This is a genomic window from Flavivirga aquatica (assembly GCF_001747085.1).
In the GTDB taxonomy this organism is placed as follows: domain Bacteria; phylum Bacteroidota; class Bacteroidia; order Flavobacteriales; family Flavobacteriaceae; genus Algibacter_C; species Algibacter_C aquatica.
Genome location: NZ_MDJD01000007.1, coordinates 752,089 through 764,101, shown reverse-complemented (window position 1 = coordinate 764,101; position 12,013 = coordinate 752,089). Strand labels below are relative to the sequence as shown.

The following is a 12,013-nucleotide window of genomic DNA, read 5'->3' as shown; positions in this document are numbered from 1 at the left end:
GTTTTATCGTAGAGTTAAGCTAGTAAGATTTCAACCTAAATTCAACATTTTAAATTTTGTGTAAGATAAGTATTGGTTTATCGTTAAAAAAAACATGAATCCTTAAAGGAAAAGGCATAGTTTTTTAAGGAAAAACCACAACTCTTTTGTGTTTTCTTATTCTACTTTGCACAAAATTTAATAAACAAATCAAATTATGAAAAAATTTATGTTTGCTGCTTTAGCAATAGGAGTATTAGGGTTTACATCGTGTAAAAAAGATGATGATGGTGATGAAGGTGATAATGGTAATGGTGAAGTAGTAGAATTGGTGTGTAAGACTTGTGAAGTCCAGTCAATTAGTAGTAAATACTGTGAGAATGAAGACGGTACTGTGACACAAACAGTTGGAGGACAGTCTGCTAGTGTGGATTTAGGAGGGTTGTCTTTTGGTGAATTTATATCACTAATTGAAATCACTGGTTCTTGTAAATAATTGACTAATAGTATTTTGTTATCTCGTCCTAAAAAATCGTTACAGTTTATTTTGGGATTAAAGTTGTAAAATCTTTCGATAAACCATGGTTTGTTGAGAGATTTTCTTTTTATAAGTTTTCATTTTAAATTTTGTATATGATAAGTATTTATTTATGATAGAAAAAACATAAAAAATAAAGGAAAAGACATAGTTTTTTAAAGAAAAACCGTAACTCTTTTGTGTTTTCTTGTTCTGAAAACAATGATTTAGTTAAATCTGAGAAAGAGGTTGTTCTAACAGAAAAACCAATTATAAAGTCGATCTTAAAATTTAATTCTATTGAAAGTGTATCAAAAAGAATCGATTCTATTAAGAAATTAAAAGAAGAAAAATAAAGGGAGTTTTTTGGGAAAATATTACTTAAAAATAATTTAACTAATAGTGATTTAGAGCAAGTAAAAAAAGGACATTTAGTATCATTTAAAACAAACAACTTAAAATTTGAGAATCTTAAAAAAGATGTAGTGTTTTATCATACTGAAAAATTAAAAGCTATATATGAAATACGTTCGGAATTAAATTTTATAAGTATACAAAGTATCGCTGATGAAATTAATTATTTAAAATTACTAAATCCAAATAAACATAAACATCTTTTTAATGAATATAAAGTGGAATGTCTAGTTTTGTTGGTACGAATTTATGCGATTGAATTAGATTTGTATTCTGGGAAAAAAGCTTTATGACCAAGAGTTTAAAAAAACTATTGTCGACTTATTAGAATCAGGAAAAACACCTAAAGAACTATTGACTGAATATGGAGTTAGTTTAGCTTCAATAAATAGATGGAGAAACGAATTTAGTAGCACTACAAATAATCGCGAAGATTTATCTGTATTAGAAACTGAAAAGCAAAAAGTTAAAGCTTTAGAAAAAGAGTTGAAAGAAATGAAGTTAGAACGTGATATATTAAAAAAGGCGGTAAGCATCTTTTCCAAGAGCGACAGGTAAGGTATAGTTTTATAAAAACTCATACAGGAGTATTTCCAGTTGAAAAGATGTGTAGTATTATGAATGTTAGTAAAAACTCTTATTATACATGGGTTAGGACTGATAACAAACAAAAAGACTCTTTAATTTATTTAAAGCAAAGAATAACAGGTATTTATAATGATAGCAATCAAGTATATGGAAGCTTACGTGTTCAAAAAATGTTAGAAAGAGAGAATTTGTTTTATAGTAGATCCTATATAGCCTTTTTAATGAAAGAATTAGGTTTAAAAAGTGTGTTAAGTAAAAAGTATAAAGTAATGACTACTAATTCTAATCACGATTTTCCAATAGCGGAAAATATATTAAATAGGGGTTTTAGTAGTAGTCAATTAGGCGAAAAATGGGTCTCAGATATTACTTATATTAAAGTAGGAAGCGGGTGGAATTACCTAACAACTATTTTAGATTTAGCGGATAGAAAAATAGTAGCTTGGACTTTAAGTGCAGACATGACTACGAAAAACACGGTTTATAAAGCTTGGGTATTAGCTAGAGAAAAAAGAAAAATAACTAATAACCATATTTTTCATTCAGATAGAGGTGTGCAATATGCATCTAATAAGATGGTTAGTTTATTAAACCTAAGCTCTAAAATAACACAGAGTATGAGTAGGAAAGGAAATTGTTGGGATAATGCTGTATCTGAGTCCTTTTTTAAAACTATAAAATATGAATGTACTAATAGATATAATTTTAAGTCCTATTTACATACTTATCACATTATTAATCAATATATAAACTGGTATAACAATAGCAGAATACATTCTGCCTTAGATTATAAAACTCCAGCAGAAAAAGAACTAGAATTAAGAATTATAAACAATAAAAAAGTAGCATAAAAAATAGTACCAAATTTATTGGGTAGTCCAAAGGTTTATTGACAAAAGATGAATTTTTAGTTTATCCTATTGTAAATTCAAAAATTGCAGAAATTTTAAATACTAAAGGGGAATATCTATTAAATGATGAAGAAATTAGTGTATTAATGAATAATCAAAATTCAAAAAATAAAAATAGAGATCCAATTGATTTAAAAAGTGGAGTTTTAGCCAATAATGGTCAATTTACTGTAACTTATCATGCAGGATGGCGTTCTGGAGGCACGTCAATAAATGATACTGACTTTCTTTATTCTGAGCTAAAATCGTTTTTAACGATTGGTGATACTTACTTACCTTATCCATGTAGTTTTTTTGCTAGTCCTGATTCTAAATCTACTTTTCATAAAAGTGCCTTTGAAGCGGTGGCAAATCTTGGAGTTAGAAAAGTTGTTTCCTTTCGTTCTTTTAATGTGGGTGTTTCATCTTTGAACGAAGTTCCTTATTTTTCTTATTATAATGGATCTTATAATTCTTTATCGTACGCAAGGGGACATATAACAGATACTTTTATATTTCCTGTATCAGGCGGTGCTGTAACAATCACTGGATCTGTAAATTTTTAATTAAAGTAAAATATGATGGCTATGCTTTCAACTATAAAACTAACAGAGGTTTCTTGTAAAGAAAACTATTAAAACAAAGTCTCTCATGCAATTAAAAGGGGTGTTTCTTTTTAGAAATGCCCCTTTTTTATTGGTTTAAATGAAGTATAATGATATGTCTTAATGTGATTTCATGAAAATTTTTGATACGAATTTCAAATATAATATGGTGTTATTATTTTAATCATTCAACTTTAAAACAGCCATAAACGCTTGCTGTGGTATTTCTACATTACCCACTTGGCGCATACGTTTTTTTCCTTTTTTCTGTTTTTCGAGAAGTTTACGTTTACGTGAAATATCACCACCGTAACATTTAGCAGTTACATCTTTACGGAGTGCTTTAATAGTTTCTCTTGAGATAATTTTAGCTCCAATTGCTGCTTGAATAGGAATATCAAATTGTTGGCGCGGAATTAATTCTCTTAGCTTCTCACACATTTTACGACCAATGGTTTGTGCATTGTCTGCATGTATTAATGCAGAAAGCGCATCTACAGGTTGTGCATTTAGTAAAATATCTAAACGTACCAATTTAGATACTTTCATGCCAATAGGAGAATAATCGAAAGAAGCATACCCTTTGGAAACGGTTTTTAAACGATCGTAAAAGTCGAAAACAATTTCTGCTAAAGGCATTTCAAAAGTTAATTCAACACGTTCTGGTGTTAAATAAGTTTGGTTAATAATGAGACCTCTTTTTTCAATACATAAAGACATTACATTACCAACAAAGTCTGCTTTAGTAATGATTGTTGCCTTAATAAAAGGCTCTTCAACTCGATTAATTGTTGAAGGATCTGGTAAGTCTGATGGGTTGTTTACAATAAAAGAATCATCAGGATTTTTATTTGTGTAAGCGTGGTATGATACATTAGGAACAGTTGTGATAACGGTCATATCAAACTCACGTTCTAAACGTTCTTGTATAATTTCCATGTGTAGCATGCCTAAGAAGCCACAACGGAAACCAAAACCTAGAGCAGCAGAACTTTCTGGAGCAAAAACTAACGATGCATCATTTAATTGTAGTTTTTCCATAGAGTTTCTAAGCTCTTCGTAATCTTCTGTGTCTACAGGGTAAATGCCAGCAAAAACCATAGGTTTTACATCCTCAAAACCTTCAACAATATTAGTTGTCGGATTAGCAAAATCTGTAATAGTATCTCCTACTTTTACTTCTTTTGCTGTTTTTATACCTGTAATTAAATAGCCTACATCTCCAGTTTTAACTGTTTTTTTTGCAACTTGTTCTAATTTTAAGGTACCTACTTCATCTGCAAAATATTCTTTATCTGTAGCTACGAATTTAATTTTTTGTCCTTTTTTAATTTCACCATTAAAAACTCTAAAATAGGTTTCAATACCTCTAAAAGTATTATAAACAGAGTCAAAAATTAAAGCTTGTAATGGTGCATCTGGATCTCCTTCAGGAGCAGGAACACGTTCTATTATAGCAGCAAGTATATCGTCTACACCAAAACCTGTTTTTCCACTAGCGTGAATAACCTCTTCTGGATCGCATCCTAATAAATCTACAATATCATCGGTAACCTCTTCTGGGTTTGCACTTGGTAAATCAACTTTGTTTAAAACAGGAATAATTTCTAAATCATTTTCTAAAGCTAAATATAGATTAGAAATGGTTTGCGCTTGTATACTCTGCGCTGCATCAACGATTAACAAGGCGCCTTCACAAGCAGCAATAGATCGAGATACTTCATATGAAAAATCTACGTGCCCAGGAGTGTCTATTAAATTTAATACGTATTCTTCGCCTTTGTAAATGTATTCCATTTGTATGGCGTGCGATTTAATAGTAATACCACGTTCTCGCTCTAAGTCCATACTATCAAGAAGTTGATCTTGCTTCTCTCTTTCTGTTACCGAACCTGTATAATCTAGCAAACGGTCTGCGAGTGTACTTTTACCGTGGTCTATATGTGCAATAATGCAAAAATTTCTAATGTGCTTCATAGTCAACAATCTTCTTATGGAAGATTCTGCAAATATAATTTATTTAAACGAGCTTTAATTAATATTTTAACGAGGTGTTTATGCAATTATGCTTCCGCAAATCCCTAGGCTTACAATAATATAAACAGCAGAAAGAATAAAATAAGACTTTAGCAGCTTTTTTATTCATTTTAAGTTTTCATTGGCAACCTCAACAGAATTTCCGGTACTAAAAAGGGCAATCATTTTGCCATGTAGGTTTTCATCTTGTTCATATATAATAGTGTTTTTGCTATTATCTAGTAAATCGTTTGGATTTATATATCGAGTAAGTGGAAAAACTTTGTTGTCTAATTTAAGAGCATAAATCATAATTAAAGCATCTGGTTTACAGGGTGCAGGAAGTAAATCATCTGAATTAAAAATGTTTGGTTTGTTCCATAATTTTTCTGTGAACATCTGTAATTGTTATACGATCGGTTTCTGGGTTAAAATTATCCATACGACCAGCTATCTGTGTTAGTTGAAGTGTGACATCACGTACACATTTTTGTTGTTAATTATTATAAAGTAAGAAAAAACATCTATTTGTTATAAAAATCAGTATTTTTATTTAGAATAAAAAAAGTTAAATTACTTATTATGAAAATTATAACTTTAATAATGCTATTGTTTTTAGGTATGTGGAATGTTGCAGCTCAAATAAATACAGTTGTAGAAAAATTTGCATTGCCTAATAGTTTAAAGGAAAGTTCTGGAGCTATTTTTTTTAATAACAAACTTATAACACATAATGATTCTGGAGGCGAAAATAAACTTTACGAATTAGATACTATTTCTGGTGTAGTGACTAGAGTAGTTACAATTTCTAATGCTATAAATGTAGATTGGGAAGATATTACGCAGGATGATGCAAATATTTATATAGGTGATATAGGTAATAATAATGGTAATCGGAAAGATTTGAAAATTTATAAAATTAATAAAAATGATTATAGAAATTCTGTTAATGTAATTGCTGAAGCTATTTCTATTAGCTATTCAGATCAAACAACATTTGTATCTAATCCAAATAAAACCGAATGGGATTCTGAAGCTCTGGTTTCTTTTGATGTAAATAATTTAATTCTGTTTAGTAAAAATTGGATTAACGGTATTACAAAAGGATACTTAGTTCCAAAAGCACCAGGAACTTATAGTGTGGAAGCACTAACATCTACCTTAAGTAGTGGTGGCTTAATTACAGGAGGGACATATAACCCTTTAACAAAAAAGCTTTTTGTAATTGGTTATACGAATATTTTACAGCCTTTTGTTTGGGTTAGTGAAAGTTTTAATGGTTATGATGTATTTTCTGGAACAAACACACGAATAGGTCTTTTTCAATTTGGGTTTGAGCAAGCCGAGGCTATAGCTTATGTTAATGAAAACAGATACTTTATAACTTCAGAAACTTTTAATATATCTTCGGTATCAGATTATGCTAAGCTCATAACGTTTTCTACGGAAGACATAGCTTTATCTGTAGAAGAGGAAATTATTGAAAACCATTTAAAAGTATACCCAAATCCAGTAAGTGATTTTTTTTACATTGATAACGATAACTTGGAATCTGTAGAAATATACGATACCAAATTAACGCTATTGTATAAGGGGAAAACAAATATTGTTGATGTTAGGACTTTTAGCAATGGGCTTTATCTTGTTAAAGTAATAAGAGGGAATTCGTATCCAACAATCAAAAAAATAGTAAAGAAATAGTGAGATGAGATAGCCTTCTTAATCATACCTCCTTGTGTTTCCTTAAAAAGTCTTAATTTTGTGCCAAAATAAAAAGACTTGGTAAAAATAGATAACATAGAACTTCCCGATTTTCCTTTGCTCTTGGCGCCAATGGAAGATGTTAGCGATCCGCCGTTTCGTGCCTTGTGTAAGGAGCAAGGAGCAGACGTGGTTTATACCGAGTTTGTATCTAGCGAAGGTTTAATACGTAATGCCGCTAAAAGTGTTATGAAGTTAGATATTTATGAAAAAGAACGACCAGTAGGTATTCAAATATTTGGAGCTAACCTAGATAGTATGCTTCAGACTATAGATATTGTTTCGGCATCAAAGCCAGATATTATTGATATTAATTTTGGGTGTCCAGTTAAAAAAGTAGTAAGTAAAGGTGCTGGAGCAGGTATTTTAAAGGATATATGCTTAATGGAACAGCTTACTGCAGAAATGGTAAAGCGAACCAGTATACCAATTACTGTAAAAACACGCTTAGGTTGGGATCATGATTCTATAAAAATTGTTGAGGTGGCAGAAAGACTTCAAGATGTAGGCTGTAAAGCTATTGCGATACATGGGCGTACACGGGCACAAATGTATAAAGGAGATGCCGATTGGAAACCTATTGCTCAAGTTAAAAATAATCCCCGTATGCATATTCCAGTATTTGGAAATGGAGACGTAGATACCCCAGAAAAAGCTATGGATATGCGTGACAATTATGGGTTAGATGGTTGTATGATTGGTCGAGCAAGTATTGGAAACCCTTGGTTTTTTAAACAAGTAAAACACTTTTTTAATAAAGGAGAACATTTAGCACCAATTTCTTTAGAAGAACGCGTTGAAGCAGCACGTAGGCATTTACAAATGGCTATAGATTGGAAAGGAGAAATTCTAGGAGTTTTTGAAACCCGTAGACATTATACAAACTATTTTAAAGGAATTCCGCATTTTAAAGAATACCGAATGAAAATGGTTACTAGTGATCATTCTAAAGATGTTTTTGCTGCTTTTGAGGAGGTTTTAGAGAAATTTTCAGGATATCAGTTTACAGAGTAATTATAGCAAAATGGCAAGCCACCGCGCTATTCGCTATATCTTTTTAAAGCATTGTAATAAAGGATAAAGAAGGAGGTAATACTATCAAATTTTAGAGACCTCTTAAAGTTTATTATTTTTTAAGCTTTAAAAAGGATGCCGCTACTATCGCTTTTGCACTAGCCAAATAACTTTATGCTATTTTCTAGTTTTTTTGCTAATAGTTTTCTGCTCATTTTTACCCACATATTCCATTTGGTCGATTTTTGATTATAGGAAAAGTTGTTTCAATTTTATCAAAACAATCTTCAATTAAAGCATTATGTAATAGCGTATTGCAAAACACTAAATTAATAAACCTTTTCCTTGGGTTTCCATGTCGATTGTATGTTTTAATTTCAAATTTATGTATGCCTTTAAACCCCTTTGGGTTTGCGAATCGAAATTGAATTGTTTTATCTAAATCGTATTTTCTACAGTGTACCTTATTGGACCATGTCCACCTTTTGCCCCAACCTCAATTCCGTTTTTAAACCTCATGGCTGGTCATTATTTCAGTTGGCCAAATTTGGTCGTTTTCGTTTAATAAGGTAGCTAGTAATGCCACTACCTTTTGTTTGGGCACGTTTAAAACTCTCTTATGTATATTTAAAACTTTCACAACGTATTGAATTTAGGTTGTTGATATTGTTTTACGAAGTGTAGCCTTGTGTATTAAAACAGATGCTTTGTTCTTTATAAATTTTTATTAATAGTTTTGTACCATTGTTTCTGTAATACGTACAGAAGCTATTTTTGAAGCAACAATACCTAATACAGAAATGGTTAAAAAGACAATGAAGAAGTTTTCAACCTTTATAGTTACGGGGTAAGGAAGCGATGAGGTTATCATAACCAAATCAAACGTTTTTTGGAGTACTGTAATTATTAAAGCAACACCTAAACCAATAAAGCCGCCAATAATACTCATTAAACTGCCTTGGTAAAAGAAAATTTTGCGAATATCTTTTACGGTCACTCCTATATTAAAAAGTGTGCTTAAACTTCGTTTTTTATCCAACATCATCATTATTAATGATCCAATAACGTTAAAAAAAGCAATAATTAAAACAAGCGTAAAAATTAAGTATACAGCTAAATTTTCTGTGTTTAACATTTTATAAAGCGCATCATTAAGCTGCGTTCTATTTTTTAAAAGAACTTGATCTCCTAAAATAGCTTGAATTTTTGTTTTTGCAATATTTTCGTCAACACCTTCCTTAAGCTTAAATTCTATTGAAGAGATTTGATTATGTTTATAATTTAAAAGATTTTTTGCTAAATCTATAGGCGCATAAATATAAGTGTCATTTAGATTTTCATTAATGTAAAAAACACCCACATTAATAGCTTTAATAGAGTTAAAGGCGTTTTTTGTTGAGGTTATTTGTCCTTTTCCAGGTTTAGGAACATAGATATTTATTCCATTTGTAAAATCTAATACTCCAATGGATAAATTACTTGAAATACCCCAACCTACTACAATTTGATTTGATTTTTGATTTAACCAAGAGCCTAAATTTATCATAGAATCAATATCAACAACATTTTGATAATGCTCATCAACCCCTTTTATTATAGCTAATGTGTTTTTATCATCAGAAGCAATAACAACGCGCTCTTCAATAATTTTTGAATAAAGAGTGACCTCTTCTAGGTTATTAAGTTTATTAATATTGTCATTAGTTAAAATAAAGGATTTTCCAACAACAACTTCTGCTTTTAAATCAGGATCAATAATATTAGAAAATTGTAGTGTAAAATCTTTTAATCCAGCAAAACCAGAAAGCACAACAAATAATGATGCAGCGCCTAAAATGACTCCAATAACAGCAATAATGGTTATAAAATTAATAGCATTGTTAGAGCTCTTTGAGCGTAAATAACGTTTTGCTATATAAAGTGGGAAATTCATATATTTAATGCGAGAAGAAATATAGGCTTTAATTTATAACTATGCAACTAGAAGGTTTTTAAAATCGATTATGATTTTTTTCTCTTATCTAAAGTGCTAGGGTCTTTAATAGGGTCTTCTTTTCCTTTTAAAGATTTTTCTATTTGATCAATATACTCTAGAGAATCGTCAATAAAAAATTCTAAATTAGGCATTCGTCTTAATTGATTTTTGGTACGCTGTGATAATTCATGCCTTATTAAAGGGGTATTAGATTTTATACCCTCAAGAAGTTCTTTTGCTTTATCATTAGGGAAAATACTTAAATAAACTTTAGCAACAGATAAATCTACAGTAACCTTAACTTTGGATACAGATATTAATATACCATGTAAACCTCCTTGGGTAGCTGCTCCTTGCAGTACTTCAACTAAATCACGTTGTAATACGGATCCTATTTTTTTTTGTCTTTGACTTTCTTCTTCCACAGTATAGATTTTTTAAAAGCTATTTAGCTTTGAAAACTCTTAGTTTTCTAAGAACTTGTTTTTGAACCTCTGTAATAGGAGGTTGTATTCTGCAAAAATAGTGGATATTTAAAGATTATATTACTTTTGAATTGCATAATTTGTATCTTTTACTATAAATAAAGCTCCATTAAGGAGGAAATAAAAAAAAAATCAATGAATAAAATTGAGCACATAGGTATTGCAGTAAAAAACCTTGAAGAATCTAATAAGTTATTTTCTAAATTATTTGGAGAATCCTATTATAAGATAGAAGAAGTGGAAAGTGAAAGTGTTAACACATCCTTTTTTAAAGTTGGGGATAATAAAATAGAATTATTAGAGGCAACGAAAGTAGATAGTCCTATAGCTAGATTTATAGAAAAAAAAGGAGAAGGTGTACATCATATTGCATTTCATGTTAGCGATATTGCATCTGAAATAAAGCGTTTAAAAAAAGAAGGATTTAAAGTTTTAAACGAAATTCCCAAAAAAGGTGCTGATAATAAGCTAGTTGCTTTTTTGCATCCAAAATCTTCAAATGGTGTATTAATAGAGTTGTGTCAAGATGTAAATTAATTTAAAAAAAGGCTTGCAGTATATCAAAAATAATAGTAATATTGCACTCCTGTTTCGGGTCCTATAGCTCAGTTGGTTAGAGCACCTGACTCATAATCAGGTGGTCCATGGTTCGAGTCCATGTGGGACCACTTCTGTAAACGGTAAAGCCTTCAAGAAATTGAAGGCTTTTTTTGTTTGTTAAATTAAGGTTAACTCGTTTAGTGTGAATAGAGAGGAGATAAACCTGTTATTTATGATGTTTTATCTTATGTAAATTGTAGATTACCGGTTTTATATATTTGGTTTGTGATGGTTTTTAAGAGTGGCGAATTTGTGTTTTGTCGAGTATTTTCAACACTTTGTAGATGATTTTTTGATTAATAATAAGGTATTTGTTTTGATAGTTCGCTTTTTTTTATATTTTTGTGACCGATGAAAATACAAAATAAAAGAATATTAGCCTCAGTCTTATTTGTATTAATAAGCTTTGTGTGTGTTGCTCAAGTAATGCCACCTCCTCCTGGGCCACCGCCACCTCCTCCTGGAGTTCCTATTGATGGAGGGATTCTTTTAGGGATGGTTTTTGCCTTATTTTACGGTGCTAAAAAATTATTGTTAGCTAAAAAGGATAATTAAACTTACTTATTTAGTTCTACAAGTTTAGCAACATATTTTCCTAAAACATCAAATTCTAAATTTACTATAGTGCCAATTTTAAAGGTGTTAAAGTTAGTGTGCTCATAAGTATAAGGTATAATAGCAACGCTAAAAGTATCTTTTTTTGAATTTACAACGGTTAGACTAGTGCCGTTAATTGTTATGGATCCTTTTTCTATAGTAACATTATTAAGCTTAGAATCATAGTTGAAGGTGAAAACCCAACTACCGTTAGCTTCTTCAATATTTATACAAGTTGCAGTTTGATCTACATGTCCTTGTACAATGTGACCATCAAGCCTGTCACCTAGTTTCATGGCGCGCTCTAAGTTTACCTTGTCGTTAACTTTTAAGAAGTTAAGATTTGTTTTATCTAGAGTTTCTTTTATTGCTGTAACTACATATTCGTCGTTATTAATAGCAACAACAGTTAAGCAAACACCATTATGAGCAACACTTTGGTCTATTTTTAATTCAGAAGTAATCTGACTTTTAATAGATATGTGAAGATTGTTAAGGTCTTCTTTTAAATTAGAAACGATACCAAAGTTTTCAATAATTCCAGTAAACATATTATTATCTGTTTATTTATT

The 12,013-nt window shown here is 30.4% G+C and carries 12 protein-coding genes and 1 tRNA gene; 8 read left to right on the top strand and 5 right to left on the bottom strand.

The window, feature by feature from the left end; genetic code table 11:
- Positions 1-196 precede the first annotated feature (196 nt).
- From A8C32_RS03900 to A8C32_RS03880, 3 genes are all read left to right on the top strand, one after another.
- Entirely contained in the window at positions 197-475 is a 279-nt protein-coding gene (locus A8C32_RS03900; protein WP_069829122.1) for a hypothetical protein, read from the top strand.
- A gap of 708 nt (positions 476-1,183) precedes the next feature.
- Positions 1,184-2,349, top strand: a protein-coding gene (locus A8C32_RS03885; RefSeq protein WP_093455567.1) for an IS3 family transposase whose coding sequence is annotated in 2 segments (ribosomal slippage) — positions 1,184-1,427 and positions 1,427-2,349 — 1,167 coding nt in all. Because the reading frame shifts where the segments join, the coding sequence is not laid out codon by codon here.
- 38 nt (positions 2,350-2,387) lie between these two features.
- Positions 2,388-2,954 carry a hypothetical protein gene (locus tag A8C32_RS03880; RefSeq protein ID WP_069829120.1) on the top strand — a complete coding sequence of 189 codons (567 nt, stop codon included), beginning with the start codon at positions 2,388-2,390 and terminating at the stop codon, positions 2,952-2,954.
- Positions 2,955-3,173: 219 nt separating this feature from the next.
- Here A8C32_RS03880 and lepA read toward each other — a convergent pair whose 3' ends face one another.
- Both lepA and A8C32_RS03870 read right to left on the bottom strand, forming a co-directional pair.
- Positions 3,174-4,970, bottom strand: a complete 1,797-nt coding sequence (lepA, locus tag A8C32_RS03875; protein WP_069829119.1) for a translation elongation factor 4 — start codon at positions 4,968-4,970, stop codon at positions 3,174-3,176.
- A 165-nt stretch (positions 4,971-5,135) separates the two neighbouring features.
- A complete protein-coding gene (locus A8C32_RS03870; RefSeq protein WP_069829118.1) occupies positions 5,136-5,408 on the bottom strand; it encodes a hypothetical protein in 273 nt (90 codons plus the stop codon).
- A gap of 183 nt (positions 5,409-5,591) precedes the next feature.
- Here A8C32_RS03870 and A8C32_RS03865 point away from each other — a divergent pair, with 183 nt between their 5' ends.
- Positions 5,592-6,710: a T9SS type A sorting domain-containing protein gene (locus A8C32_RS03865; RefSeq protein WP_069829117.1), complete on the top strand. Its 1,119-nt coding sequence runs from the start codon at positions 5,592-5,594 to the stop codon at positions 6,708-6,710.
- Positions 6,711-6,788: 78 nt separating this feature from the next.
- The gene (gene dusB, locus A8C32_RS03860; protein WP_069829116.1) at positions 6,789-7,784 is read left to right on the top strand and encodes a tRNA dihydrouridine synthase DusB; all 996 of its coding nucleotides are present in this window, start codon (positions 6,789-6,791) and stop codon (positions 7,782-7,784) included.
- A gap of 727 nt (positions 7,785-8,511) precedes the next feature.
- On the opposite strand, the gene A8C32_RS03855 is transcribed toward dusB, so the two are convergent.
- Both A8C32_RS03855 and rbfA read right to left on the bottom strand, forming a co-directional pair.
- Complete coding sequence (locus A8C32_RS03855) at positions 8,512-9,717, bottom strand: ABC transporter permease (protein ID WP_069829115.1); 1,206 nt, start codon at positions 9,715-9,717, stop codon at positions 8,512-8,514.
- 68 nt (positions 9,718-9,785) lie between these two features.
- Positions 9,786-10,184 carry a 30S ribosome-binding factor RbfA gene (rbfA, locus tag A8C32_RS03850; protein WP_069829114.1) on the bottom strand — a complete coding sequence of 133 codons (399 nt, stop codon included), beginning with the start codon at positions 10,182-10,184 and terminating at the stop codon, positions 9,786-9,788.
- A gap of 195 nt (positions 10,185-10,379) precedes the next feature.
- Between rbfA and mce the strand changes: the two genes are divergently transcribed.
- The 3 genes from mce to A8C32_RS03835 all read left to right on the top strand — a co-directional run bounded on the left by mce (position 10,380) and on the right by A8C32_RS03835 (position 11,399).
- Entirely contained in the window at positions 10,380-10,781 is a 402-nt protein-coding gene (gene mce / locus A8C32_RS03845; protein WP_069829113.1) for a methylmalonyl-CoA epimerase, read from the top strand.
- A gap of 57 nt (positions 10,782-10,838) precedes the next feature.
- Positions 10,839-10,912 (top strand) — tRNA-Ile (locus tag A8C32_RS03840).
- Positions 10,913-11,195: 283 nt separating this feature from the next.
- Positions 11,196-11,399, top strand: coding sequence for a hypothetical protein (locus tag A8C32_RS03835; RefSeq protein WP_069829112.1), 204 nt, complete (start codon positions 11,196-11,198; stop codon positions 11,397-11,399).
- A gap of 2 nt (positions 11,400-11,401) precedes the next feature.
- Here the strand turns inward: A8C32_RS03835 and A8C32_RS03830 are convergent, their stop codons facing one another.
- Positions 11,402-11,992 (bottom strand): riboflavin synthase, encoded by a 591-nt coding sequence (locus A8C32_RS03830; protein WP_069829111.1) that lies wholly within the window; start codon positions 11,990-11,992, stop codon positions 11,402-11,404.
- Positions 11,993-12,013: the final 21 nt, after the last annotated feature.